The organism is Catenuloplanes niger (assembly GCF_031458255.1).
Lineage (GTDB): Bacteria > Actinomycetota > Actinomycetes > Mycobacteriales > Micromonosporaceae > Catenuloplanes > Catenuloplanes niger.
The window spans coordinates 5,822,176-5,846,914 of the sequence record NZ_JAVDYC010000001.1 but is presented as its reverse complement, the minus strand read 5'-3'; the positions used below and the strand labels follow the sequence as shown (position 1 = coordinate 5,846,914).

The window sequence follows — 24,739 nt, the reverse complement described above, 5'->3', positions numbered from 1 at the left end:
CGGGGCGACCGGTCATCGAGGCCCTTCCGGACCGCCTTCACCCGCAAGCGGACGATCCGTACCCCGTCAGGAGCATGACGGTCGTGCTCCCGCGGCACCGGTCGTCGCCGGCGCTCCTCCCGGCACGATCCACGGGTGGTCACCGTCACGAGCCGGGGCGGTCACCGGTCCCGGCGGCCGGATCCCAGGACCCGCGGTGCGGAAGAGCCTCGTAGCGGGCGGTGAGCGCGGCCAGCTCGGTGGTGAGCGTGGACCGGGCCTCGTCCAGGCCGGCCTCGGCGTCCGCGGTCCGGTAGGCGGCGATCCGCTCCCGCACCGACATGCCGACCGCGGTGGTGATCGCGCGGCGCGCGGCCGCGGACTCGTCCTGGCGGCGGACCAGGTCGCGCCAGGCCGCGTGCACGGCGGACCAGCCCGCGTCCACGTCCGCGCTCATCCGGGCCAGCTCGCCGCCGCCCGCCTCGGTCAGCCCGTCACCGGTGGCCCAGGCGTTGAACCGGCTGCTGACGATCAGCACCCGGCCGGCCGCCTCGCACACGGCCGGGTCCGCCAGCCCGCTGCTCAGCACCTCGCCCAGCAGCCGTGGCCCACCGGTCGGCGCGGGCGTACCCACGCCCAGGTCAGGAAGTCGCATGCGGAGAGCCTAGGACCCGCGCGGAGCGGCCCGCCCGGAGCCGCCGGACCCGCCCCGGAACAGACGCCGGCACCACGGCGTGATGCTGCCGTGGTGCCCGGCGGTCCTGCGGCCCGCACCCGTCGACGCAGCTTCGCGGCGGTACGTCAGCGGGGCCTGTGGCCCTTCTCTGTGTCCCGCCCCGGCCGGGAAGATCGCCCGCGACGAGTTGTTATCCAGAACACTGCCCTGGGTGGGACGTCCCCAAACCCGTAATCCGCGCCGCGCTACAGCGGTGTCACGTACGCGCCGGTGATGCCGCCGTCCACGACGAACTGGCTGGCCGTCATGAACGAGGCGTCGTCGCTGGCCAGGAACGCGACCGCGGCCGCGATCTCGGACGGCTCGCCGAACCGGCCCATCGGCACGTGCACCAGCCGGCGCGCGGCTCGCTCCGGGTCCTTCGCGAACAGCTCCAGCAGCAGCGGCGTGGCGATCGGGCCGGGGCAGAGCGCGTTCACCCGGATGCCCTCGCGGGCGAACTGCACGCCCAGCTCCCGGGTCATCGCGAGCACGCCACCCTTGCTGGCCGTGTACGCGATCTGCGAGGTGGCCGCGCCCATCAGGGCCACGAACGACGCGGTGTTGATGATCGAGCCCTTGCCCTGCCGGCGCATGTGCGGGATCGCGTACCTGCAGCAGAGGTAGACGCTGGTGGTGTTGACCCGGAGCACCCGCTCCCACGCGTCCAGCCCGGTCTCCAGGATCGAGTCGTCGTCCGGCGGCGAGATCCCGGCGTTGTTGAACGCGACGTCGACCCGTCCGTGCCGCGACGCGACGCCGTCGAACAGCGCCCGCACCTGGTCCTCGTCGCCCACGTCGCAGCGCACGAACTCGCCGCCGGTCTCGTCGGCCGCGGCCTTCCCGGCGTCCGCGTCCACGTCCGCGCAGACGACGAACGCGCCCTCGTCCCGGAACCGGCGCGCGGTGGCGAGCCCGATGCCGCTGCCCGCGCCGGTGATGACCGTGACCCGCCCGGCGAGTCTCCGCATGCGTACCGCCACCCCTCGATAGTTTTCGGGCGCGGCACGTCCGGCGCCGCTGCCGCCCGGTCCGCCCTCAGGGCCCGGTGTCGATGAAGACGTTCTTGACGTCGGTGAACGCCAGCAGCGCGTCCGGGCCCAGCTCGCGGCCCAGGCCGGACTGCTTCATGCCGCCGAACGGCGTCCAGTGCCGGACCGAGGAGTTGGAGTTGACGCTCAGGTTGCCGGCGTCGACCCGCCGGGCCACCCGGATCGCGCGGCCCACGTCACGGGTCCAGATCGAGCCGGAGAGGCCGTAGGCGGTGTCGTTCGCCAGCCGCACCGCCTCGTCCTCGCCGTCGAACGGCAGCACGGAGACGACCGGCCCGAATATCTCCTCCCGCCAGTGCCGGTCCCGCGTGCTCGCCGCGCGCAGCACGGTCGGCGGGAACCAGAAACCACCGGACCCGGCCGGTACGTCGCCGGCGAACAGCGTCTCCGCCCCGTCCACGTAGGAGGCGACTGCCGCCCGGCGCTCCTCGGAGATCAACGGGCCCATCTGCGCCGTCTCCAGCGCCGGGTCCGCCACCCGGAACGCGCGCACGGCCGGTTCCAGCAGCGCGAGGAAGTCGTCGTAGACCGCGCGCTCGACCAGCAGCCGGGAGCGCGCGCAGCAGTCCTGGCCCGCGTTGTCGAAGACCGCGCCCGGCGCCGCCTCGGCCGCGCGCGCCAGGTCCGCGTCCGCGAACACGATCGACGCGCTCTTGCCGCCCAGTTCCAGCGTCACGCGTTTGATCTGTGCGGCCGCGCCCGCCAGGACCCGTTTGCCGACCGCGGCCGACCCGGTGAAGCAGATCTTCCGGACCGCCGGATGGGTCACGAACCGCTGCCCCACCACGTCACCGCGGCCGGGCAGCACGGTGAACACGCCCTCCGGCAGGCCGGCGTCGAGCGCGAGCCCGGCCAGGCGCAGCGCGGTCAGCGGGGTGAGCTCGGCCGGCTTGAGCAGCACGGTGTTGCCGGCCGCGAGCGCGGGCGCGAAGCCCCAGGCCGCGATCGGCATCGGGAAGTTCCACGGCACGATCAGGCCGGCCACGCCGAGCGGCTCGTGGAACGTGACGTCCAGCCCGCCGGCGACCGGGATCTGCCGGCCGGTGAGGCGTTCCGGCGCGCCCGCGTAGTAGTCGAGCACGTCGCGGACGTTCCCGGCCTCCCACCGCGCGTTGCCGATCGGGTGGCCCGCGTTGCGCACCTCCAGCGCGGCCAGCTCCTCGACGTGCGCGTCCACCACCGCGGCGAAGCGGCGCAGCAGGCGGGCGCGGTCGCCGGGCGCGACGGCCCGCCAGCTCTCGAACGCCGCGGCGGCCCGGGCGATCGCGGCGTCGGTCTCCTCGACGCCCGCCATCTCGACGTCCGCGAACCGCTGCCCGGTGGCGGGATCGATGACGCTACAGTCGCTCGAACCCACGCCGCAGCTCCCAGTCCGTGACCGCGGCGTCGAACGCGGCCAGCTCCACCCGGGCGTTGTTGGCGTAGTGGGCGGCCACGTCGTCGCCGAACGCCGCGCGCACGAACGCGGACGACTCCCACAGCGCGAGCGCGTCCCGCAGCGTCGGCGGCACCCGTGGCGCGTCCTCGTCCGAGTAGGCGTTGCCCGGGTGGGCCGCCTCCAGCGGCAGCTCGCGCTCGATGCCGTGCAGCGCGCCGGCGATCAGCGCGGCGATCGCCAGGTACGGGTTCACGTCCGCGCCCGGCACCCGGTTCTCCACCCGCGTCGACGGCCCGTGCCCGGCGATCCGCAGCGCGCACGTCCGGTTGTCCACCCCCCAGCGCACCGCGGTCGGCGCGAACGACCCGGGCTGGTAGCGCTTGTACGAGTTGATCTGCGGCGCGTAGAACAGGCTCGCCTCGCGCATCGTGGCCAGCAGCCCGGCCACCACGTATCCGCCGACCCGGGACAGCCCGCCCGGCCCGGCACCCGGCATCGCGGGCGCGCCGGTGTGGTCGCGCAGCGAGAAGTGGATGTGGCAGGAGTTGCCCTCGCGCGCGTTCGGCTTCGCCATGAACGTGATCGACATGCCCTCCTGGGCCGCGATCTCCTTCGCGCCGTTCTTGTAGATCACGTGGTGGTCGGCCGTGGTGAGCGCCTCCGCGTACCGGAAGCCGATCTCGTGCTGGCCGAGGTTGCACTCGCCCTTCGCGCTCTCCGGAACCAGGCCGGCGCCGTACATCTCGTTGCGGATCCGGCGCAGCAGCGGTTCCACCCGCGCGGTGCCGAGCAGCGAGTAGTCCACGTTGTACAGGTTGGCGGGCGTGAGGTCGCGGTAGCCCTGGCTCTGCGCGGTCTCGTAGCTGTCCCGGTAGAGCACGAACTCCAGCTCGGTGCCGGCCCAGGCGGTGTAGCCGTACTCACCGAGCCGGTCCAGCTGCCGTTGGAGGATCTGCCGGGGCGAGGCCGGCACGTCACCGGAACCGTCCGGCCAGGCCAGGTCGGCCAGCAGCATCGCGGTCCCGGGCTGCCACGGCACCCGGCGCAGCGTGCCGAAGTCCGGCACCATCGCGAGGTCGCCGTACCCGCGCTCCCAGGAGGACATCGCGTACCCGTCGACCGTGTTCATCTCCACGTCCACGGCGAGCAGGTAGTCGCAGCCCTCGCCGCCGTGCGCCACCACCTCGTCGAGGAAGTGGGCGGCGTGGAACCGCTTGCCCTGCAGCCGGCCCTGCATGTCCGTGATCGCCAGGACGACCGTGTCCATCTCACCGGTGTCGATCGCCGCACGTAGCCCGTCCAGGGTGAGTCCCATGGTGATCTGGTCTACTACCAAACGCATTCGCGCACAACAATGCCCGGGCCTTTTCCCGGCCCGGGCATCGTGTCGTGCGGCTCGGCTCGGCGTCACTAGCTCAGCTCGGCCGCGACCTCCTGGCGGAGCGCGGCGAGCGTGGGGTGGAACGCGTTGCCCGGGCACTCGGTCGCGCCCGCGCCGATCGCCTGCCAGTCGCGGTGGCCGAGGATCGTGTTGACCTGGCCGCTCGCGCCGGAGACCGGGTTGCGGTAGGTCACCCGCGCGGTCGGGTCGATGTTGACCAGACCCGCGATGCCCGCCAGCACCTTGACCAGCGACTCCCGCGCGGCCGCGGTCGGCTGCCGGTTGGTGAACCGGCCGAGCAGCGAGACGCCCACGTTGCCGGCGTTGTAGCCGCCCACGTGCGCGCCGTTGACCGCCTTCGGCCGCCCGTCCGGGCCGGCCGTGCCGCCGTAGACCGGCACACCGTCGGTGCCGGACCAGCGGCCCTCGTAGACCGCGCCCGCCTCGTCGATCAGCAGCTGGTAGCCGATGTCGCCGTAGTCGTCCGCGATCGTGTCGTCGTAGTAGATGGCCCGGACCGTCGCGGCCGGGTTGGGGTCGTCGTTGTGCGCGTCCACGCCGGTGTGGTGCACGGTCAGCGTCTGGACCGGGAAGAATTCCGCCACCCACTTCTGGGTGCCGTCCGGGTTGAGCCGCAGCGACTCGTCCGCGCCCCACGCCTGCCGGGGCAGGTAGCGGTTGAGCGCGAGCGCCTGGGCGCCCCGCATCGGCAGCGCGTTCTTCGCCACCGCCGCGATCTGGCCGGCCGGGCCGTCGATCGTGTTGATCTCACGCACCACGGCCGGGCTGCCGTCCGCGGTCTGCACCTCGTAACCGGTGACACCGTGCGCCAGCACCATGGAGCGGTTGCCGGCCGCGGCTGATATGCCGTCCCGGCCGCCGTGGCAGCCGGCGAGTTCGAGCCACGCACCCCATCCGTTCGCGTCCCGCAGCCGCACCGCGGCAGCGGCTGAGGCCGTCACCGAGAGGTGCGTCAGCGTGAACTCCGCGACGTCGTTCTGCTCGCGGCTCGCCACCCGACCGCGCTGGTGCGCGAGCGTGCGCGGGATGCGGCGCGGCTCGTTCGCCGCGTAGGCGACACCACCGGCCGCCGCCGCGATCGCGCCCGCGCCCACCACCGTCGCGCCGGTGAGCAGTGTCCGTCGAGAAACCACGTGTGGACCTCCTGGTAGGTTCGGGCCCCGCCCACCGGAACTCCGGTGCGCGAAACCAGGTCAGCCGACATCGACCCCACTCTTACCCGGAATCGGTGTTCGGAACATCGATCCGGGACGCTCACACACTACTCATCGATGGCCACTGTGGAATCGACGTTTCGGCGTGGGCCGATGAACCAGTGGCGGGCCGAGACGAGCCACCAGAGCGCGACCAGCAGCAGTACGCCGCCGACCGCGAGCGGCGCGTAGTTGACCGCGGACCAGGTGAAGTCGCTGGTGAACGGCACACCGGCGGGCACGATCGGCAGGACGAAGTAGACCGAGACGACCGCGATCTCGAGCAGCGCGATCCAGCAGAGCGGCCGGTGGAGCCGGCCCAGCGTCCACGGTCCGGGCCGGAAGGCCGCACCCATCCGCAGCCGCAGCGCGATCGGGATCGCGAACGCCAGGTAGAGGCCGATCACCGCGACCGAGACCACGGCGTAGAACGCGATCGGCACGCCCTCGCGCTGGTAGAGCGCGGGCAGCGTGAGCAGCAGCCCGGCCGCGCAGACCGCGAGGATCGCCGCCGTCGGCGTACCGTTGCGGTCCACCCGCGACCAGAGCCGCCAGCCCGGCACCGCGCGGTCCCGGCTGAACGCGTACGCCATCCGCGAGGCCGACGTCACGCAGGACATGCCGCAGAAGAACTGGCCGACCGTGGAGATGATGATCACAACCTGGTAGAAGAACGGCGTGAGCGCGGTCTCGAAGATCGCCCCGGAGAAGCCGTACGCCTCGTTGATCGCGGTCACGTCGGTCGCCGCGAACAGGAACGACAGCAGCAGCACCCAGCCGCCGATCGCGGAGTAGAAGATCGACTGCCAGAGTCCGCGGGCCGCGGCCGTGGACGCGCCCCGGGTCTCCTCCGAGACGTGCGCGCACGCGTCGAACCCGGTGATCGTGTACTGGGTGAGCAGGAAACCCAGCGGCAGCACGTAGAACCAGTAGGCCGCGTCGCCGAAGCCGGAGTTGTTGAACCGTTCGGTGAAGACGAACTCGAAGCTCTGGTGCCGCTCCGGCACCAGCAGCAGGATCAGCACCACGGCCGTCGCGCCGGCCACGTGCCACCAGACCGACACGTTCTGCAGCAGGTCGATGACCCGGTGCCCGAACACGTTGATCGCCGCGTGCAGCGCCAGGATGATCACGAAGAGCACGAACGCCTGGCTGAGCGTGCCCGCCCAGCCCGGCACCAGCGCGGACAGCGTCAGGTTCAGGAACGTCGCGGCGCCGTAGTCGACGGACGCGGTGACCGCGATCAGCCCGATCAGGTTCAGCCACCCGGTGAACCAGCCGTGCACCGGCCGGCCCATCGTCGCGGCCCACCAGTAGATGCCGCCCGCGGTCGGGTACGCCGAGACCAGCTCCGACATGCAGAAGCCGATGATCAGGATGAACGCCGAGATCAGCGGCCAGCCCCAGGCGACCGCGACCGGCCCGCCGTTGTTCCACGCCTGGCCGAACGTGGTGAAGCACCCGGCCAGGATCGAGATGATGGAGAACGAGATGGCGAAGTTGGAGAACCCGCTCCACGTGCGCTTGAGCTCCTGCTTGTAGCCGAGTTCGGCCAGGCGCCGGGCGTCGTCGTCGATTTCGGTGCTCACGAAACACCTCCGGGACACGGACCTTCGCCGGTACGCAGAGGAGATCGTCGATCCGGCGGCTGCGCGCCAGTCTCGACCCGAAGGATCACCGCGGTCAATACGTACCGGTAAAACACCAGATTCGGCCGCGGCCGCGCCGGCCCGCGCGCAATTGCGTTGCGACCTGCCCGTACCCGCCGCATCCTGGGTGGGTGACGAGGGGCCTTCGGCCGGCCCCGCGGCGCCGGACGGGCCCGGCCATCTCTCTCGCCCGGGCTCGTTCCGGCGCTTCGCCGCACGACAAAGAAACCCCCAGGCCGATGCCTGGGGGTTTCTTATATGCACGGCGGTCTCGCGGTGCGCACCGCGTCCCTGCCGTGAGCCGCAGCGGGTTCCGGTGCCGTCGTTCCTTTCGGAACCATCGCCCCTGTCTCCCGCTGCTGTCTTCGACGGTACGCCGCGGCCCGGCCCGCGCGTGGCGGAACGCGGGAAAACGTCTACCGCCGCGCCGGCAGCTGGGCGTCCGGGCGGACCCGGTGGTAGGCGTTGGAGGCGTGCCGGCGGACCGCGCCGAGGCGGTGCCGGGCCGCGACCGTGGCGTAGCGCACGCGCTGGGCCGGCGGCGCGGTGCCGATGCCGGACAGCACATATCCCTGCGCGGCCAGGCGGTCGCCGAGCGCGTCCTCGCAGAGCGCGATCTGCCACGGCTCCAGGCGGTCCCGCCAGGTGCCGACGCGGTCGTCGCCGACCTCCGCGTGCGTGCGGACGTGCCATTTCTTGCGCTCGGGTACGGCCACGGACGCGACCTGGTCCGGCCGGGTCATCGCGTCGTCGAAGTCCTCGCCGAGGAACGCGCAGAGGCGGCGCAGCTCGGTCTCCGGGCTCTGCACCAGGCTCTCGTACCGCAGCGGGAAGTAGGAGTCCGGCGGGAGCGCGCGCTCGGCGCGGCGGGCGCTGTCGACGGACCGGGCCCAGGCGGAGATCGCCTTGTGGATGCCATCCCGGTGCCACGGCATCTCCAGCAGCGACGCCACGCAGTCGCGCCCGTCCCGGGTGATCGTGACGATCTGCGCGTCCGGGAAGAGCCGGAGCACGACGTCGACGTTGTGGATGTAGGACGGCCGCTTGTCGCCCCAGCGCGGCTTGCCGAAGCGCTCGGCGTACGCCTGGAAGACCGCGCCCATCGCGGAGCCGAGCGTGGGCGGGCCGGCCACGATCCGGGCGGTCACCGCGTCCCGGTCCAGCCCGAGGTCGGCGACCTTGGTCTCCTCCGTGAAGATCCAGTCGGCCAGCGCGCGGCGGCGGTCGGGCTTGCGGAGGTCGCCGAAGCGGTGCCGCAGGCCGTACCCGGACAGCACGAATCGGGTCTCGGGCGGGATCGCGATCCGCGGATGTGCGTGCAGCATGAGCTGCAGCATCGTGGTACCGGACCGCGGACACCCCATGACGAAGATCGGCCGGCTGTTCACGCCGGGTAAAACGATGCTTTATCGCCCGAGATACTCAAATTTCGGCAGCGAGCTCCGTCGTCAGTCGGCTCGGGGACGGGCGGCCGGGTCGGCCACGGGCACCCGGCGCACGATCGCCAGCAGGGACGCCTCCACGTCCTCGACCGGGCGCTCCGGCGTGAACACCAGCCAGTCCACCGCGACCACCAGGCCGACGCCGAACAGCGCGGACGACGCCACCCGCACGTCCAGGTCGGCCGGCAGGTCGCCGCTGCGCACGCCGCGCGAGATCGTCTCCGCGATCACCGAGATCGCCTCCTCGCGCAGCAGCGTGAGCGTCTGCTGCCACTCCCGGTTCGTCCGCCACATCTCGGAGAGCAGCAGCTGCGCGAACGCCCGGTACCGCTGGATGTAGGTCAGCTGCGCGTGCACCAGCGCGGCCAGTGCCTCGCGCGGCGGCAACCCGTCGACCGCGGTCCGGAACGCCTCCGTGAGCAGCCCGATGCCGTGCCGCAGCAGCCCCTCGAACAGCGACGTCTTGGACGCGAAGTTGTAGTAGACCGTCCCCTTCGCCACCCCGGCCCGGAGCGCGATGTCGTCGACCGTGGTGGCGGAGTAGCCCTGCTCCGCGATCAGCTCGACCGCGGCCTCGTACAGCCTCTGCCGCGTGTCGTCCCGCCGCCGCGTCCGCCCGTCCACCACACCCCGATCACATCACGAGGGAGGGGTGCAGCGTGCCCGGGGTCAGCACCCGTCCGCGCACCACCGCGGCCACGGTCAGCGCGAACCCGCCGGCCGCGAACGCGCCCAGCACCAGCGCGGCGGTGAGCACCGGCCCGGACCCGCCGCCGTCGATCGCGTGCCGCAGCCCGTCCACCACGTACGACAGCGGCAGGTACGGATGGATCCAGCGGAAGAACGCCGGCGAGGTCTCCACCGGGTAGGTCCCGCCGGACGAGGTCAGCTGCAGCATGAGCAGCGCCAGCGTGAGCAGCCGCCCGGGCGTGCCGAGCCACGCGCCGATCGCCTGCTGCACGCAGACGAACGCCACGGACGTGACCGTGAGCAGGCCGAGCGTCCGCCACGGGTGCACCGGCTCCAGGCCGACGGCCAGCACCACCACCGCGAACAGCACCAGCACCTGGGCCAGCCCGATCACCGCCGCGGGCAGCAGACCGGCGAGCGCGACCCGGTGGCCGGGCGCGCCGCTGTGCACGTGCCGGCGCTCGACCGGCCGCAGCAGCATGAACGTGATCATCGTGCCGACCCAGAGCGCCAGCCCGAGGAAGTACGGCGCGAAGCCCACGCCGTAGGTCGCGGCCCGGTTCTGCACGGACCGGTCCAGGCCCACCGGGTCGGCCAGGATCCCGGCGCGGGCGGCGGCGTCGGTGTACCCCGGGACGGATCCCGCGCCGTCGGCGAGCCCGCCGGCCAGCCGGTCCGCGCCGTCGCGCAGCCGGACCAGGCCGGTGGCCAGCTCGTGCCCGCCGCCGTCCAGCGTGACCAGGCCGTCGGAGAGCCGTTCCGTACCGTCGGAGAGCTGGTAGAGACCGCCGCTGAGGTCGGAGCCGGCACCGGCCGCGGTGCTCAGCCCGGACGAGAGCCGGTCCGCTCCCCCGGCGATGCGGTCCAGCCCGGCCGCGAACGCGTCGATCTGCGTGCGGGCGGCATCGAGGTCACCGGCGAGCCCGGGTGCCGCGTCCGCGACGGCCCGGGCGGTGGCGGCGACCCGGGTCATGTCCGCGCGCAGCGCCGCGAGGTCAGTGGCGCCGATCTGACCGGCCAGCCGGTCCGCGGTCTCGGCCGCGGTCGCGGCGGCCGCGCGGGCCGCGGTCAGCGCCGGGTCGCCGGCCAGCTCCGGATGCGCCACGACCAGCGCGTCGATCCGGTCGATCACGGTGTGCGCGTCGGTCCGCACCGCGTCCGCGAGCCCGGTCAGCGCGTCCAGGTTCGCCGCGACCAGGTCCGCGCCGTCCGCGATCGCGGTGGCGGCGGACGCGATCTCGTCCGCGTGCGCGGCCAGCTCCGGGCCGATCGTGTCGGCCGCGCGGTCCACCCGGCCGGCCAGCTCCCGGCCCGCGGCCGCGGCCTGCGCGGTGGCGGTGCGCAGCTCGCCCGCACCGGCGTCCAGCGTGGCCAATCCGTCCGCGAGCCGGTCCGCGCCGGCCGCGGCGCGCCGGGTGCCGTCGGCCACCTCGGCCGCGCCGCCGGTGGCCGTGTCCAGGCCGGTCGCGAGGTCACCGGCACCGCCGGACGCGGTGCCGAGCCCGTCGTCGAGCTGCCGGGCGCCGTCCGCGGCCTCGCCGGTCCGCTGCTTGAGGTCGGTGAAGCCGACCAGCATCCGGTCGAAGTAGTCACCGGAGGCACTGGCCGACGCGGCGGCCCGGATCTCGCCGAACGCGGTCCGGGCGAACTGGCCGGACAGGTAGTTCACGGCATCGTTCGAGACCACCTCCAACCGCGCCTGCCGTGCGGTGGCGGTGGCGTCCGGCCCGGCGGCCAGCGCGGCGGAGAAACCCGCCGGGATGCGCAGCATCAGGTGCACCTCGCCGTCCGCCAGCTCGCGCCGCGCGGTCGTCTCGTCCGTCACCCGCCAGCCGAAGACCTCGCGGTCCAGCAGCTCCGTGGCCAGGTCCGCGCCCGCGTGCACGGTGCTGCCGTCGCTCGCGGTCACGGGCACGTCCTGGTCGACCAGCGCGACCGGGATCCGGTCGAGCCGCCCCTGCGGGTCCCAGAACGCGGCGAGGTAGAGCGCGCCGTACAGCAGCGGCACCACGGCCAGCACCACCAGTGCCGCGATCGGCAGCCCGCCGCGGGTGAAACGCCGCAACCCGAGCCAGATCATGCTGCCACTCCCGTCGAGAACGTGCGGATGTCCTGGTCGAGCGCCTCCCGGCAGGTCACGATCACGGCCGGGCCCGCGGCCGCGACGGAGGCGAGCACGTCCCGCAGCGCCGCGCGCTCCACCGCGTCCAGGCCGAGATCGACGTCGTCCGCCACGATCAGGCGCGGCTCGCCCAGCCGGGCCAGGGCAAGACCCAGAAGCTGCCGGCGGTACGGCGTGAGCCGCGCGACCCGGGCCGCCGGGTCCAGCCCGAACGGCGTCTCCGGGCGGTCCCGCCGGCCGAGGAGCAGCGCGCGTTCACGCAGCTGCTCCGCGACGGTCAGCGCGGGCTCCGGCTCGTGCACGCCCGGGACCAGCGCGAGCGCGGCCGGGCCGGAGCGGCACAGCGTGCCGGCGTCGACCCGCAACCGCCCGGCCAGCGCGAGCAGCAGCGACGTGCGCCCGCTGCCGGGCGGGCCGGTGAGCGCGCACAGCTCGTGCTCGTCCACGTCGACGTCCACGTCTCGGAAGATCCACTCCCTGCGGTGGCGGACGCCCAGCCCTCGCGCCTCGACGACCGGCATCGCAACTCCCCATGTTTTTAGACTGACCAGTCGGTCTAAAAACATACCCCCATGGCACTTGTGCGGCACGGACGGTTGCGTCACTCCGTATTTACGTAACAATGGAGTTATGGAGAATGCCGAGATCACCGAGCGCCTCGCCCTGATCGAGGACCGGCTCGCCGCGCTCGAGGGCCCCACCGCGCCGGCCGTCACACCCGGCGACCGGTTCTTCGCGCTGCACGGCGTGCGGGACTCGATCGGCGCCGGCACCGTCTACGCCGGGCACGTCGAACTGCCGACCGGCGAGGTCTACGACTGGCAGTGGGGTCCGGTGCCGCTCCGGACGACGCTGGACGCGGACTGGGCCACGGCCGTGGGCGTGCTCAGCGCGCTGGCCAACCCGGTGCGACTGCGCCTGCTCCGCGAGGTGCTGCTCGGCACCCGCGGCGCCACCGAGCTCGGCGCGCTGGACGGCCTCGGCACCACCGGCCAGCTCTACCACCACCTGAAGCAACTGGTCAGCGCCGGATGGCTGCGCTCCCCCGCGCGCGGCGTCTACGAGGTGCCCGGCGACCGGGTCGTGCCGCTGCTGGTCATCCTGACCGCGACCGCCCGATGAGGGCGGCCGTCGCCACGGTGGTGGCGATCCTGGCCGCCGGGGGCGCTCTCGTCGCCGGTCCACGGCCGCCGTCGCTCGGCCCGGAGCAGACCGGGGACGCCGCGCTCGCCACGCTGGTCCGCGACGCCGCGGGCGATCCGGGCGGATACCGCGGGCTGTCCGTGGCACACGTGCAGGACGGCGCCGTGCGGTTCGCCGGGGTCGGCGACGACCGGATCACCCCGGACACCGCGTTCGAGATCGGCTCGGTGACCAAGGCGCTGACCGGCATGCTGCTCGCCGACCTGGAGTCCGACGGCCTGCTCCGCGCGCAGGACACGCTCGGCACGCTGCTGCCCGGCACCGGCGGCCCGGCCGCGTCGATCACGGCGGAGGAGTTGACCGGTCACCGGTCCGGACTGCCCCGGCTGCCGCCGCAGAACCCGGCGACGCTGTTCCTCCGGCAGGCCCGGGCGGCCGATCCGTACGCCGGGATCACCCCGGAGCGGATCGGCCGGGACGTCGCCGGGACGGAGTCGCTGGACGGACGCGGCCAGGTCGCCTACTCCAACTACGGCGTGTCCGTGCTCGGGCTGGCGCTCGCCACCCGCGCCGGCGTGCCGTACCCGCGGCTGGTCACCGACCGCGTCCTGACCCCGCTGGGCATGTCCCGCACCGTGTTCACGCTGGACGGCGCCGCGCCGCCGCCCGGCGCGGCCGAGGGCGGCACACCGTCCGGGCGGGCCGCGGCGCCGTGGACCGCGTCCGGCACCGCACCGGCCGGCACCGGCGCCTGGTCCACCGCGGCCGACCTGGGCCGGCTGCTCACCGCGCTGCTGGCCGGCACCGCGCCCGGCCAGGCCGCGACCACGCCCCGGTTCGACGCCGGCCCGGACGAGCGGATCGGGTACGGCTGGTTCACCCGCACCGTGGACGGCCGGCAGATCGTCTGGCACAACGGGGCCACCGGCGGGTTCCGGGCGTTCGTCGGCTTCGAGCCGGCGACCGGCCGGGGCGTGGCCGTGCTCGGCGACACCACCCGCAGCGTGGACGCGCTCGGCCTGCGCCTGCTCGGCGCGGACGCGCCGGACGAGACGCGCTCGCTGCCGGAGTGGAGCGTCACCGTCATCACCGTGCTGCTGCTGCTCGCGGGCGTCTCGCCGGTCACCACCGGGGCGGCACCGATCCGCCTCCGCGGCCGCCGCGTGATCGGTACCGAGCCGCCGGACCGGCTGCAGGTCGTGGACGCCGCGCTGGTCTCCGCCGGCTGCCTCACCGTGGTACGCCTGACCGGCGACTGGCAGGTCGTCCCGGCGTGGCTGTGGGCGCTCGCGGTGGGCCTGTCCGCCGCCGGCGCGGTCGTCGCGGCGCTGCGCTGGCGGGAGCTGAGAACGCTGCGGGAGGGCAGCAACGCGGCGTCCCGGTGGACCGGCACGGCGATCTCCGCCGTGACCGCCATCGCGCTGGCCGCACTGTTCCTGCTCCCCTGACCCGCACGGCGCGGGCGCTCCCCGCACCGGGTCGCCGCACCGGGCCCGCTCGCGGCACCGGCCGAGCGGAAACCCGGTGCGGGGCCGCCGCGCGCGATCACCCCGGTACACGGCCACCGCGCGCGATCACCCCGGTGCACGGCCGCCGCGCGCGATCGCTCACCCGGCGGGAGGCCGCCGGGTGCCGTCACTCGCCCGGTGCGAGGCGGCCGGCCGCGGCGAGGCGGCGCATCACCGCACGGTGCGGCACCGCGTGACTGATCCGGCCGCCCGCGCCGCTCGTGGTGACGGCCATGAACAGCGAGTTGAGCAGCGCCTCCTCGACCGCGTCCAGCACCGCCGTGAACGCCGGGTCCAGGTCGCCGTCCGGGATCACCGCCTGGCCGGGACGGGCGGTACTGAACGCGATCGCGTAGTCGCCGCTGCCGCCGCTGAACGCCGCGCCGACCCGGCCCATCGCGAAGACCGCGCGCCGGGCCAGGCGGCCGAGCTGGCGCGCGTCCAGCGGCAGGTCCGTCGCGACCACGATCATGCAGGAGTTGCCGGGCGGCGTGACCGGGGGTGCGTCCGGGATCAGCTCCGCCACCGGCAGCGGCACGCCGAGCACGGTCAGCACGCCGCCGACGTTCGACTGCACCAGCGCGCCGACGGTGCCGGCCCGGCCCGCCACCCGGACCATGCGCGACGACGTACCGGTGCCGCCCTTGAAGCCGAGCGCGGTGGTGCCGGTCCCGGCGCCGGCGCAGCCCTCGGCCGGTGGGGCCGCGGACGCGCCGCGCAGCGCGGCCAGCACGTGCTCCTCGGTGATCGGGCGGCGGCGGATGTCCGACAGGTAGCCGTCGTTCACCTCACCGACCAGCGGATTGAACGACAGGCCGTCCGGCCGGCGGTCCATCAGGTAGCTGAGCAGCGCGTCCGCGGCCCGGAACACGGACAGCGTGGCGGTCAGCACGATCGGCGACTCCAGCACGCCCAGCTCGTCCACCTGCGTCGAACCGGTCAGCTTGCCGTGCCCGTTGCCGGTGAACACCGCGGCCGGCCGCGTCCACCGCCCGGGGCCGAGCCCGACCGGCACGATCGCGGTCACCCCCGTACGCAGCGACGCGTCGCCGTCGACCGTGGTGTGCCCGACCAGGACGCCGCCGACGTCCGTGATCGCGTTGTGCGGACCGGTGGGCAGCGACCCGACGACCACGCCGAGGTCCCGGGCGCGACGGCTCGGCTGGTGCACGGCTCCTCCTCGAGGGACGCGATCCGGACAGCTAAACACAGTGGACCGTCCGGCGCGGGCCTGCGAAGATCCGCGGATGGTGGTGGAGCGACACGACCTCGACGGCCCGGGCGAGCTCGACGCGCTGCTGGAGTTCACCCGGCGCACCTGGACCGCGGTCTCCCGCTGGCACATCGGTGACATAGCGTGGACGTTCGGCCAGTTCAACGGCCCGGTGCCGGGGACGCGCACGTCGATGTGGCGGGAGGACGGGCACACGCTGGCCGCGATCACCGCGTTCGGCGCGGAACGCCAGGATGGCGCCACGCTCACGTTCCACGCGGACCAGGCCCGGCCGGACGCCGCGGACACGGCGCTGACCTGGGCGAAGACGGTGTATCCGGGCATGTCCGTCGGCATCCTGGAGACGGAGCACCACCTGGCCGCCGCGCTGGTCCGGGCCGGCCTGCGGACCGGTCCGGCCGACGACGGCCCGTTCTTCCTGGCGCACCGCGTCACGCTGGACGTCCCGCTGCCGGTGGTGAAGCCGGCCGGCTACACGGTGCGCCCGGTGCGCGGGCCGGACGAGATCCCCCGCCGGGCCGCGCTGCACCGGGCGGTCTGGGCACCGTCCTCGGTCACGGACGAGCGCTACCGCACGATGGCCGCGCGCCCGCCGTACCGGCCGGAGTTCGACACGGTCGTCGAGAGCGCGGACGGTGAGCTGGTCGCGTACTGCCTGGGCTGGTACGACGAGGCGAACCGGGCCGGGCTGCTGGAGCCGATCGGCACGCTGGCCCGGCACCGGCGCCGCGGGCTGGCCCGGGCCGCGATCCTGGCCACGCTGCACGCGTTCCAGGCGGCCGGCGGCGACACCGCGATCGTCTACGCGCGCGGCGACGACGGCTATCCGGTGCCGCGCGCGGTCTACCCGACGGCCGGTTTCACCGCGTTCGCCCGAACTCGCGTCTACCGCTAGAAGATGCCGGCCTCGTGGCAGGCCGCGGCGTAGGAGCCGGTGCACAGCTGCGGCGCGGTGTAGAAGCCGTCCGCGACCACCGTGTCCTTCACGTTCGCCCGGGTCACCGAGACCGGCGGGAGCAGCACCGACGTCACCTTGGCCGTGCCGTTGTCGGTGACCGTGGTCGCCTGCCCGGCGTAGGCGGTGCCGGTCGCGGCCGCCACCGCCATGTCCGCCGCGACCGTGGCCTGCGGCTTGATCGCCTTGTAGATCGTCGAGTGCTGCTCGCCGGCCAGGATCCGCTGGATCGCCGCGATCTCCGCGTCCTGCCCGGTGACCGGCGGCAGGTCGGTCACGCCCGCGGCCTTCAGCGCCTCGATCGCGCCGCCGGCCGTGCCGTCGTTGGCCGCGTACACCCCGCCGATCCGCTCCGCGCCCAGCGCGGTGATCGCCGCGGCCATCCCGGTCCGGGCCGCCTCCGCCGACCAGTCGGTCGCGTCGAACTCGCGGCCGATGGTGACCTTGCCGTCCAGCACGGAGTGCGCGCCCCTCTTGAACCCGGCCGCGTTCGGGTCGGCCGGCGCCCCGTTGATCATGACGATCGGCCGGGTGCGTTCCCCGCCCAGCGCGTCCAGCAGGGACTGCGCCTGGACCTGGCCGACCTTCTCGTTGTCGAACGAGACGTAGTAGTCGACCGGTCCGGTCGCCAGCCGGTCGTAGGCGACCACCGGCACGCCCCGCGCCTCCGCGTCCGTCACCACGGACGCGGCCGCGGTCGCGTCCACCGCGTCCAGGATCAGCACCCGGATGTCCTGGGCGAGCAGCTCCGCGGCCTGGGTCGCCTGCTGGGCGGCGTCCGAGTCGGCGTTGCGGTAGAGCACCTCGCAGTTCGCGCACACCTCGCCGATCCGCGCCTCGATGTAGGGCCGGTCGAACGTGTCGTACCGCGTGGTCCTCGACTCCGGCAGCAGCAGCCCGACGCGGTACCCGGCGTCGGCGCCCGGCGACGCGCCCGGTTCGCCGTCCCCGCCGCACCCGCCCGCCGCCAGCGCCGCCACGGCCGCCGCGGCCGCCACCATCCGCCTGCCCAACCTCACCACCCCGCCAGCCTAAGGATGAAATTTCGGGTTTCAGGAGGTTTCGAGTAGTCGCTTCGCCGGGCCGACCGTGGAGACCGAGACACCCAGCCGCTCGTGCAGCATGCCGGCCTGGTGCCCGAGCGCGCCGACCACGGCCGGAACGACCGGCAGCACCCAGTCCGCCAGCAGCCCGTGGTCCGGCAGGTTCAGGATCAGCACGGCCGCGGCCGCACCGCCGAACCCGTGCGCCAGCCCGCGCCACGCCGCCCGGCCGGTGTGCCCGACCGCCGCGCGCCGCGCCGCCTTGTCACCGAGCTTGGGAAAGCCGTCCAGCGCACGGGCGTCCCGCCGCCCGAAGTTCACCCCGGCCACCGCGGCCGCCACCGACGTACCGGCCACCACCGCCACCAGCAGGTCCCGGGTCACCAGCCACAGCAGCCCGAACACGCCGGCGCCGGCCGCCAGCGCGAGCAGCGCCCGCAGCCATTCCTTCCGCTCCCCCGGATACCAGTAGTACTTCGTCGTGGTCTCCGAGACCTGCTTCACGATCTGCCCCATGTCCCACCCCCGCTGAGTCGTAACTCAAACGTCACTGATCGTAATCATCGGCGGCGCTGGACGAACCGAATCCCAGGAACAGCCCGGACCTTCCCCGCCCGCCCCGGCGTGACGCCCCGCGGAGCGCTCCCGGCCAGGACGGGACGCGAGCGGCACCGCGCTCCCGCGACGGCGGGACGACGCGGCCGGGACCGGCACCGCCGCGGGGCCGCGTGGTCGTGGTGACCCACGGCGGATCCGGAAGGGAGGAGCGCCGGCGACGACCGGGGCCCGCGGGAGCATGCGGACCGCGACCACGCCGGGAGCGGGAAGAGCCGCTCCGAGGTTCTCGGTCGTCAGAACAGGATCGTGGCGAACGTGCCGGCGGAGCGGAAGCCGCAGCGGGCGTAGACGCGGCGGGCCGCGTGGTTGTAGTCGTTGACGTAGAGGCTGACGGTCGGCGCGACGCGGCCGAGCGCGTCGGTGACCACGGCGGCCATCGCGGGGGCGGCGATGCCGCGGCCGCGCCAGGCCGGGTCGACCCAGACGCCCTGGACCTGGGCGGTGTGCGGGGTGACCACGGCCAGCTCGGCCTTGAAGACGACCTGACGGTTCTCCACGCGGACGTAGGTGCGGCGGGAACGCACCAGCTCGGCGACCCGGCGCTTGTAGCCGCCGCCACCGCCGTCCGCGAGCGGCGAGACGCCGACCTCCTCGGTGTACATCGCGACCGCGGCCGGGAAGACGATGTCTATCTCCGAGTTCTCCGCGAGGCGGACCGCGGGGTCGGGACGGATCGCGGGCAGCTCGCCGGTGGCCAGGATCGGCTGGTTCGGCCGGACGTCGCGGGGGTGGCCCCAGGCGCCGGCGAGGCGGTCCCAGAGGCCGAGCACGGCGTCGGCGCGGCCCACGATCGAGGAGCAGACCCGGTGCTCGCCCGCGACCAGCTCGGCGAACGCCTCCACCGCGGGCGGCGTGGCGAGGATCGGGGTGAGGTGCGCGCCGGACCAGAGCAGCGACTCCAGGTGGCGGCGGGCGCCGTAGCCGTAGATCCGGCCGTCGCTGCGCCACCAGGAGAGGCCGTGGACGGCGATGCGCTCGGCGACCTGGGCGGTCGCGTACGGATCCGAGTCGAGGACCCTCATCACCGCCGAACGCTCGGTCTCGCCGAGCTGGCGAACCGGCATCGTCAGCACGCCCTCAAGCCTGCCAGATCCACGGGTCCTCGCGTGCATCAACTCCCCGCCCTTTCGCTTCACCCGGACGGGCATGCGGGGCAGCCCGCCCGGCGTACCTGATCAACGACTCGTCTGTTCGTTACCCCGAACGCCGGTCACCTATCGCGGTCATCACGAGATCGACGAGGCCGTCCGCGTAGTCCTGGTCGAGCGGGCCGGTGCGCAGCAGCCAGCGGTGGTACAGCGGCCCGAAGAGCAACTCCACCGCCAGATCGAGATCGACCTCCGGGGGTACGCCGCCGGCGCGCAGCCGGTCCTTGACCGCGTCGAGTTGCGGGCGGAGCAGCCGGTCGCGCACCTGCGCGGCCAGGTCGTCGTCGGCGAGCGTCTCGATCGTGAGCGCGCGGGTGGTCGCGGACAGCACCGGGTCGGCGAACTCGGCGACCGTCGCGCGCAGCACCGCGCGCAGGTCGGCCCGCAGGTCACCGGAGTCCGGCAGCGTCATGCCCTCGGCCGCCACCGTGTCGACGAGCGCGTCCAGCACGACCGCGCTCTTGCCACCCCACCAGCGGTAGATGGTCTGCCGGCCGGCGCCGGCCCGGGCCGCGATCGCGCCGACGGTCAGGTCGGCGTATCCGGTCTCGGCGAGCAGGGCGCGCGTGGCGTCCAGGATCGCGCGGCGGGAGTTCTCGTTGCGGCGGTTCGGATCGGGCACGGCGTCATCCTAACGCGGCGAGACGAGACGTCTCGTCTTGACATTGCACCCGGACTCCGTCATGGTTATCGGCGAGACGAGACGACTCGTCTCGCCACCGCTCCGGAGGTCACCGTGTCACACATCGCCATGGTCAGCATCCCGTTCCACGGCCACGTCAACCCGAGCCTCGATCTGGTGCGCGCGCTGGTCGCCCGCGGCCACCGGGTCACCTACGCCAACGACTCGTCCTGGGCGGCGACCGTGCGCGCCACCGGTGCGGAGCTGAGACCGTACGCGTCGACGCTGCCCACCGACGGCGGCGCGGACGAGGACACGATCGCGCAGCTGACACTGTTCCTGGACGACGCGATCGCGATGCTCCCGCAGCTGCGCACGGCGTACGCGGACGACCGCCCCGACCTGTACCTCTACGACATCGCCGGCGCCGCCGCGCGACTGCTCGGCGCCGAGCAGGGCGTCCCGGCGATCCAGCTGACGCCGACGTTCGCGCCGTGGGACGGCTACGAGGAGGAGATGGCGCCGTTCGTCGACGAGATGCGGGCCGACCCGCGCGGCGCGGACTACTACCGCCGGTTCACCGCGTGGCTCACCGCGCAGGGCTCCCCGATCACCGACGGGCCCACGTTCATGGGCCGGCCGGACCGCGGGCTGGCGCTGATCCCCCGGGCGCTGCAACCGCACGCGGACCGGGTCGATCCGGCGGTGTTCTCGTTCGTCGGCCCGCTGCTCGGCGACCGGTCCACCGCGGGCACCTGGTCCCGCCCGCCGTCCGCGGCGAAGGTACTGCTGGTCTCGCTCGGTTCCGCGTTCACCAACCACCCGGACTTCTACCGGCGCTGCATCACGGCGTTCGGCGACCTGCCCGGCTGGCACACCGTGCTGCAGATCGGCCGCGAGGTCGATCCGGCCGAGCTGGGCGAGGTGCCGTCCAGCGTGGAGGTGCACCCGTGGGTGCCGCAGCCGGCGATCCTGGCCGAGGCGGACGCGTTCGTCACCCACGCCGGCATGGGCGGCAGCGCCGAGGGCCTGTTCCACGGCGTCCCGATGATCGCCGCCCCGCAGGCCGCCGACCAGTTCGCCAACGCGAACCAGCTGGCCGCACTCGGCGTCGCCCGGGTGATCTCCTCGGAGACGGTGACGGCCGACGAACTGCGCGCGGCGCTGCTCGCGCTGACCACCGACCCGGCGGTGTCGGCCCGCTGCGCGGGGCTGAGCCGCGAGGTACGCGCGGAGAGCGGCGTGGAGCGGGCGGTCGCCCTGGTCGAGGCCGCACTGCCGGCCGCACGCGCTGACCGGCGGCCGGCCCGGTTTGCGGCCGGCGTGGTTCGGTGATCGATCCAGTCGGCGATCACCGAACCGCCGGCGCACGCGGGCCGGCCACCCACCGACGGCCGGCACCCGGGCCGGCCACCCACCGGTAACCGGCGCACGCCGGGCGTCCGCCTACGGTGGCCGGCTGCACGCAGTCCGGCCACCTACCGATGGCCGGGCCAGACAGTCCGGCTACCGGTAACCGGCGCACGCCGCTCACCCGCCCGCGGTGGCCGGCCCGGGCGGGCCGGCCACCTACCGGCAAGCGGCGCACGCGGGCCGGCCGCCTACCGGTGACGCGCGCAGGAGCGGACGGCCGGCCGGGGACGCCCGTGGCGGCGCGGTCGCGCGGACCCGGCGCCCGGCCGCGTGACCCCTCGCCCGACCTCCGCCCGCCGGTCCGCCTCCGCCCGCCGGTCCGCCTCCGCCTGCCGGCCCGCGTCCACGCCGGAACCCGAGTCGCGGAGGCACCCGGCGCCCTCGCCGGCACAGAGCAACCGGACCAGTTCCGCCAGCACGATCAGTGGCGCGAGCGTCTCGGCCAGGCCGCGCAGGTCCACCAGGCCGAGATTTCCGACGGCGACGCAGGCCAGCCCGAGCGAGAACAGCGCGCCGAATCGCCGCACGCGGTGGTCCTTCAGGCGGGCCGCGATCCGGCATGCGATGCGACTTGCGCGCGGGTTGCACACTCGACGGAAATGGCGCAGAGAATTGCCGGAGGCATCCGGATGCTGCGCCGGAACAGATTGGCGGGCACGTTTGGCACTTGATGTGCTAATGTTGCTCATGGCAATTGCCTTCCGCTCGCGACAGGCCGTTCGACGGATGATGCGATCGCCACTGCTGGGTCGGTGTTGGCGCACCGGCCCAGTTCCGTTCCCGCGAATGGCGAGCATCGCGGAACGATGACGGGCATCCCCGATCGCACATCAGACTACTCGGTGAATGACACCAAGTCGAATCAAGAGCGACTTCCGGTGAATCGCCTCCACCCGCTCCGGAAACACTTTTCCGGCCGCATGTGACGCGCATTCTTTCCGTCGGCAATTGCGGCTAGCCGATGCTCTATGCACTGGCCAGCGGGCACTCAAACTTGACACTTGCCCGACGGCACGGACCCGCGGCGTTTACCTGACAGCCATTGCCCCTGGCCGATTCCACTGGCAAGTGCAATCATGAGGTCACGTGACACCGGCAAGTGCCCGGGCGCGGATGCACCGTCTAAGGCGATCTTGAATACCGGCCCCTTGCGAGGGAACATTGTCCGAACACCCCAATCCCGTGGTCATGCGACAGCAATTGGCCTCGATGCTGCGCGAGGCACGGCACGCCGCCGGGATGACCATCGATCAGGTGGCGGCACACCTGCTCTGCTCGCCGGCGAAGATATCGCGCATGGAGACGGGCCGGCGCCCGGCGAGTCAGCGCGACGTCCGGGACCTTTGCGACCACTATTCGGTGGATACCGAAAAACGGGAGCAGATGATGGCCCTTGCCCAGGACGGACGCAGACGAAGCTGGTGGGACGAGTACGAGCTTCCCCGGGGATACAGCAATCTGATCGGCATGGAGGCGGCGGCGTCGTCCATGCGGGACTTCAAGTCGAGCACGATCAACGGCCTGCTCCAGACCGAGGAGTACGCGCGGGAGGTCATCAGCTCGTACTTCCTGCCCGCGAACCCGGCACTCATCGATCAGCTGGTCGCGGTCCGGATGGAGCGGCAGCGGGCGGTTCTGCGCCGGGACCCGTTGCCGGACATGCAGTTCGTGCTGGACGAGGCGGCGCTGCGCCGGGTCGTCGGCGGCCCCGTCGTCATGGAGGAGCAACTGGGCAGGCTGCTCGCGATCACGAGTGAGCTGCCGTCGGCGACGATCCAGGTGCTGTCGCTCCGGCGCGGCGCGCACGCGGCCATGGACACGACGTTCACGGTGCTCGACTTCCCGCCGGGCACGCCGCTGAAGCCGGTCGTCCACGTCGAGGACGTGTTCGGGGACATGAAGCTCGAACGGCAGGAGGACGTGGACAACGCGCGACAGGTCTTCCAGCGCGCCGCGGACGCCGCGCTGTCGCCCGGGGAGTCCCGGGAACTGCTGGAGGAGATCCGCGCGCAGTACGAACGCGAACAACCGCCGGAGCGGTGACGACGGCCGGGCGCATACCGACACCGACACGCAGGGAGGCACCCATGGCCACGGCAATGCCGGTACGCCGGTCCGCGACCGGCGTACCTCTCTCCTGGTTCCGATCGTCCCGGAGCGGGTCGACCGCCAACTGCGTCGAGGTGGCGAAGGCGGACGGCCCGGTGCTCGTCCGCGACTCGAAGGACCGGGCCGGGCCGGTGCTCGAGTTCGCGCCGCAGGCCTGGGCCGCCTTCGTCGACGGACTCACTCCCCGGCCGGCGAACCTCCGGAGACCGCGGTAGGCGGGAAGCGGAGGATGCGGTCGTCGGCCGAGGTCGGGGAGCCTCGGCCGTCGCGGTTGCTGGTGGTGACCCAGAGGGAGCCGTCCGGGGCGACCTCGACGGTGCGCAGGCGGCCGAACTGGCCCTGGAGAACGGCGGCCGGGGTGCCGGTGCCGCCGTCCGCGGTCAGTGGCACGGTCCAGAGGCGGGTGCCGCGCAGCGCGGCCACGTAGAGCGTGGAGCCGGCGACGGCGGCGCCGCTCGGCGAGGCCTGGGCGGTGGACCAGACGACCAGCGGGTCGACGTAGCGCGGGTCGTTGCCGTCACCCTCGACGGCCGGCCAGCCGTAGTTCGCGCCCGGGGTGATCAGGTTGACCTCGTCCCAGGTGTTCTGGCCGAACTCGGCGGCGTAGAGCCGGCCGGCCGCGTCCCAGGCGAGGCCCTGCACGTTGCGGTGGCCGAGCGAGTAGACGAGCGAGCCCGGCGTCGGGTTGTCGGACGGCACCGTACCGTCCGGGTTCAGCCTGAGGATCTTGCCGCCGAGGCTGGCCGGGTTCTGCGCGTTGGCCGTGGTGCCCGCGTCGCCGGCACCGGCGTAGAGCTTGCCGTCCGGGCCGAACGCGATCCGGCCGCCCGCGTGGATGCTGCCGCGCGGGATGCCGGTCAGGATCGCCTGCGGTGCGCCGATCGCGTCCAGCCGGAAGCGCACGATCCGGTTGTCGGTCGCGCTGGTCAGGTAGGCGTAGACCCATTCGTCCGGGGAGGCCGCGAGCCCGAGCAGGCCGGCCTCGCCGACCGGGGAGACACCGGGCACGGTGCCGACGGTCACCGGCGCGCCGCCACCGGCCGGGATGCGCAGCAGGCGCGCGGTTCCCCGCTCCGCGACCAGCGCGTCGCCGCCCGGCAGCCAGGTCAGCCCCCAGGGCACCTGGAGTCCCTGCGCCACCACCTGCGGGGCGCCGAAATCAAAACCCTCGGCCGACGGTACGGCGTCCGTCCCGGCCGCCGCGCGTGCGCTCACCCCGCCGGCGAGTGCCAGCCCGAGCGCGATCACCGAGGTCAGGGCAACGGTTCTGCGCATGGTGCGAACCTCCTCGAATGCATCGACAGTCGTCGTTACACCCGCAGGC

General features: G+C 73.6%; 23 protein-coding genes. 6 read left to right on the top strand and 17 right to left on the bottom strand.

Annotated features, from left to right (window positions below):
- Nucleotides 1–145: 145 nt before the first annotated feature.
- From J2S44_RS26015 to J2S44_RS25970, 10 genes are all read right to left on the bottom strand, one after another.
- A complete protein-coding gene (locus tag J2S44_RS26015) occupies nucleotides 146–634 on the bottom strand; it encodes a hypothetical protein (RefSeq protein WP_310419120.1) in 489 nt (162 codons plus the stop codon).
- Nucleotides 635–900: 266 nt separating this feature from the next.
- On the bottom strand, nucleotides 901–1,665 hold the full coding sequence (locus J2S44_RS26010; protein WP_310419117.1) for a 3-oxoacyl-ACP reductase: 765 nt from the start codon (nucleotides 1,663–1,665) through the stop codon (nucleotides 901–903).
- A gap of 67 nt (nucleotides 1,666–1,732) precedes the next feature.
- Entirely contained in the window at nucleotides 1,733–3,040 is a 1,308-nt protein-coding gene (locus tag J2S44_RS26005; RefSeq protein WP_310429925.1) for an aldehyde dehydrogenase family protein, read from the bottom strand.
- Between the two features lie 43 nt (nucleotides 3,041–3,083).
- A complete protein-coding gene (locus tag J2S44_RS26000; RefSeq protein WP_310419115.1) occupies nucleotides 3,084–4,466 on the bottom strand; it encodes a glutamine synthetase family protein in 1,383 nt (460 codons plus the stop codon).
- A 68-nt stretch (nucleotides 4,467–4,534) separates the two neighbouring features.
- Nucleotides 4,535–5,659, bottom strand: coding sequence for a peptidoglycan recognition protein family protein (locus J2S44_RS25995; protein WP_310419112.1), 1,125 nt, complete (start codon nucleotides 5,657–5,659; stop codon nucleotides 4,535–4,537).
- Nucleotides 5,660–5,787: 128 nt separating this feature from the next.
- Entirely contained in the window at nucleotides 5,788–7,308 is a 1,521-nt protein-coding gene (locus J2S44_RS25990; RefSeq protein WP_310419109.1) for an amino acid permease, read from the bottom strand.
- Nucleotides 7,309–7,784: 476 nt separating this feature from the next.
- On the bottom strand, nucleotides 7,785–8,732 hold the full coding sequence (locus J2S44_RS25985; protein WP_310429923.1) for a sulfotransferase family protein: 948 nt from the start codon (nucleotides 8,730–8,732) through the stop codon (nucleotides 7,785–7,787).
- 84 nt (nucleotides 8,733–8,816) lie between these two features.
- Complete coding sequence (locus J2S44_RS25980) at nucleotides 8,817–9,437, bottom strand: TetR/AcrR family transcriptional regulator (protein WP_310419106.1); 621 nt, start codon at nucleotides 9,435–9,437, stop codon at nucleotides 8,817–8,819.
- Nucleotides 9,438–9,444: 7 nt separating this feature from the next.
- Nucleotides 9,445–11,580 carry a YhgE/Pip domain-containing protein gene (locus tag J2S44_RS25975; protein WP_310419103.1) on the bottom strand — a complete coding sequence of 712 codons (2,136 nt, stop codon included), beginning with the start codon at nucleotides 11,578–11,580 and terminating at the stop codon, nucleotides 9,445–9,447.
- Entirely contained in the window at nucleotides 11,577–12,143 is a 567-nt protein-coding gene (locus J2S44_RS25970; protein ID WP_310419100.1) for an ATP-binding cassette domain-containing protein, read from the bottom strand. Before J2S44_RS25970 ends, J2S44_RS25975 begins: the two co-directional genes overlap by 4 nt.
- Nucleotides 12,144–12,252: 109 nt before the next feature.
- Here J2S44_RS25970 and J2S44_RS25965 point away from each other — a divergent pair, with 109 nt between their 5' ends.
- Together J2S44_RS25965 and J2S44_RS25960 are read left to right on the top strand one after the other, a co-directional pair.
- Complete coding sequence (locus J2S44_RS25965; RefSeq protein WP_310419097.1) at nucleotides 12,253–12,744, top strand: helix-turn-helix domain-containing protein; 492 nt, start codon at nucleotides 12,253–12,255, stop codon at nucleotides 12,742–12,744.
- Nucleotides 12,741–14,213 (top strand): serine hydrolase domain-containing protein, encoded by a 1,473-nt coding sequence (locus J2S44_RS25960; protein ID WP_310419094.1) that lies wholly within the window; start codon nucleotides 12,741–12,743, stop codon nucleotides 14,211–14,213. Before J2S44_RS25965 ends, J2S44_RS25960 begins: the two co-directional genes overlap by 4 nt.
- A gap of 187 nt (nucleotides 14,214–14,400) precedes the next feature.
- Here J2S44_RS25960 and J2S44_RS25955 read toward each other — a convergent pair whose 3' ends face one another.
- Nucleotides 14,401–15,444, bottom strand: coding sequence for a P1 family peptidase (locus tag J2S44_RS25955; RefSeq protein WP_310419091.1), 1,044 nt, complete (start codon nucleotides 15,442–15,444; stop codon nucleotides 14,401–14,403).
- A gap of 76 nt (nucleotides 15,445–15,520) precedes the next feature.
- On the opposite strand from J2S44_RS25955, the gene J2S44_RS25950 reads away from it, so the two are divergent.
- Nucleotides 15,521–16,402 (top strand): GNAT family N-acetyltransferase, encoded by an 882-nt coding sequence (locus tag J2S44_RS25950; RefSeq protein WP_310419088.1) that lies wholly within the window; start codon nucleotides 15,521–15,523, stop codon nucleotides 16,400–16,402.
- Here J2S44_RS25950 and J2S44_RS25945 read toward each other — a convergent pair.
- The 4 genes from J2S44_RS25945 to J2S44_RS25930 form a co-directional block, all read right to left on the bottom strand.
- Nucleotides 16,399–17,481, bottom strand: a complete 1,083-nt coding sequence (locus J2S44_RS25945) for a sugar ABC transporter substrate-binding protein (RefSeq protein ID WP_310419086.1) — start codon at nucleotides 17,479–17,481, stop codon at nucleotides 16,399–16,401. The two genes, J2S44_RS25950 and J2S44_RS25945, sit on opposite strands and share 4 nt — an antisense overlap.
- 33 nt (nucleotides 17,482–17,514) lie before the next feature.
- Entirely contained in the window at nucleotides 17,515–18,021 is a 507-nt protein-coding gene (locus J2S44_RS25940; RefSeq protein ID WP_310419083.1) for a hypothetical protein, read from the bottom strand.
- A gap of 335 nt (nucleotides 18,022–18,356) precedes the next feature.
- Nucleotides 18,357–19,196, bottom strand: coding sequence for a GNAT family N-acetyltransferase (locus J2S44_RS25935; protein WP_310419080.1), 840 nt, complete (start codon nucleotides 19,194–19,196; stop codon nucleotides 18,357–18,359).
- A gap of 121 nt (nucleotides 19,197–19,317) precedes the next feature.
- A complete protein-coding gene (locus tag J2S44_RS25930) occupies nucleotides 19,318–19,893 on the bottom strand; it encodes a TetR-like C-terminal domain-containing protein (protein ID WP_310419075.1) in 576 nt (191 codons plus the stop codon).
- Between the two features lie 129 nt (nucleotides 19,894–20,022).
- On the opposite strand from J2S44_RS25930, the gene J2S44_RS25925 reads away from it, so the two are divergent.
- Nucleotides 20,023–21,228: a macrolide family glycosyltransferase gene (locus J2S44_RS25925; protein ID WP_374728018.1), complete on the top strand. Its 1,206-nt coding sequence runs from the start codon at nucleotides 20,023–20,025 to the stop codon at nucleotides 21,226–21,228.
- 266 nt (nucleotides 21,229–21,494) lie between these two features.
- Here the strand turns inward: J2S44_RS25925 and J2S44_RS25920 are convergent, their stop codons facing one another.
- Nucleotides 21,495–21,833 carry a hypothetical protein gene (locus J2S44_RS25920; RefSeq protein WP_310419070.1) on the bottom strand — a complete coding sequence of 113 codons (339 nt, stop codon included), beginning with the start codon at nucleotides 21,831–21,833 and terminating at the stop codon, nucleotides 21,495–21,497.
- 661 nt (nucleotides 21,834–22,494) lie between these two features.
- Between J2S44_RS25920 and J2S44_RS25915 the strand changes: the two genes are divergently transcribed.
- Both J2S44_RS25915 and J2S44_RS25910 read left to right on the top strand, forming a co-directional pair.
- Entirely contained in the window at nucleotides 22,495–23,349 is an 855-nt protein-coding gene (locus J2S44_RS25915) for a helix-turn-helix domain-containing protein (RefSeq protein WP_310419067.1), read from the top strand.
- A 44-nt stretch (nucleotides 23,350–23,393) separates the two neighbouring features.
- Entirely contained in the window at nucleotides 23,394–23,630 is a 237-nt protein-coding gene (locus tag J2S44_RS25910; RefSeq protein ID WP_310419064.1) for a DUF397 domain-containing protein, read from the top strand.
- On the opposite strand, the gene J2S44_RS25905 is transcribed toward J2S44_RS25910, so the two are convergent.
- Nucleotides 23,593–24,690 (bottom strand): PQQ-dependent sugar dehydrogenase, encoded by a 1,098-nt coding sequence (locus tag J2S44_RS25905; protein WP_310419060.1) that lies wholly within the window; start codon nucleotides 24,688–24,690, stop codon nucleotides 23,593–23,595. The two genes, J2S44_RS25910 and J2S44_RS25905, sit on opposite strands and share 38 nt — an antisense overlap.
- Nucleotides 24,691–24,739 lie beyond the last annotated feature (49 nt).

Bases quoted from the DNA above. Each gene is read 5' to 3' on its own strand.
- J2S44_RS26015 (WP_310419120.1), bottom strand. From the start codon at position 634: ATGCGACTTCCTGACCTGGGCGTGGGTACGCCCGCGCCGACCGGTGGG.
- J2S44_RS26010 (WP_310419117.1), bottom strand. From the start codon at position 1,665: ATGCGGAGACTCGCCGGGCGGGTCACGGTCATCACCGGCGCGGGCAGC.
- J2S44_RS26005 (WP_310429925.1), bottom strand. From the start codon at position 3,040: ATGGCGGGCGTCGAGGAGACCGACGCCGCGATCGCCCGGGCCGCCGCG.
- J2S44_RS26000 (WP_310419115.1), bottom strand. From the start codon at position 4,466: ATGCGTTTGGTAGTAGACCAGATCACCATGGGACTCACCCTGGACGGG.
- J2S44_RS25985 (WP_310429923.1), bottom strand. From the start codon at position 8,732: ATGGGGTGTCCGCGGTCCGGTACCACGATGCTGCAGCTCATGCTGCAC.
- J2S44_RS25975 (WP_310419103.1), bottom strand. From the start codon at position 11,580: ATGATCTGGCTCGGGTTGCGGCGTTTCACCCGCGGCGGGCTGCCGATC.
- J2S44_RS25970 (WP_310419100.1), bottom strand. From the start codon at position 12,143: ATGCCGGTCGTCGAGGCGCGAGGGCTGGGCGTCCGCCACCGCAGGGAG.
- J2S44_RS25965 (WP_310419097.1), top strand. From the start codon at position 12,253: ATGGAGAATGCCGAGATCACCGAGCGCCTCGCCCTGATCGAGGACCGG.
- J2S44_RS25960 (WP_310419094.1), top strand. From the start codon at position 12,741: ATGAGGGCGGCCGTCGCCACGGTGGTGGCGATCCTGGCCGCCGGGGGC.
- J2S44_RS25950 (WP_310419088.1), top strand. From the start codon at position 15,521: ATGGTGGTGGAGCGACACGACCTCGACGGCCCGGGCGAGCTCGACGCG.
- J2S44_RS25940 (WP_310419083.1), bottom strand. From the start codon at position 18,021: ATGGGGCAGATCGTGAAGCAGGTCTCGGAGACCACGACGAAGTACTAC.
- J2S44_RS25925 (WP_374728018.1), top strand. From the start codon at position 20,023: ATGGTCAGCATCCCGTTCCACGGCCACGTCAACCCGAGCCTCGATCTG.
- J2S44_RS25915 (WP_310419067.1), top strand. From the start codon at position 22,495: ATGCGACAGCAATTGGCCTCGATGCTGCGCGAGGCACGGCACGCCGCC.
- J2S44_RS25910 (WP_310419064.1), top strand. From the start codon at position 23,394: ATGGCCACGGCAATGCCGGTACGCCGGTCCGCGACCGGCGTACCTCTC.
- J2S44_RS25905 (WP_310419060.1), bottom strand. From the start codon at position 24,690: ATGCGCAGAACCGTTGCCCTGACCTCGGTGATCGCGCTCGGGCTGGCA.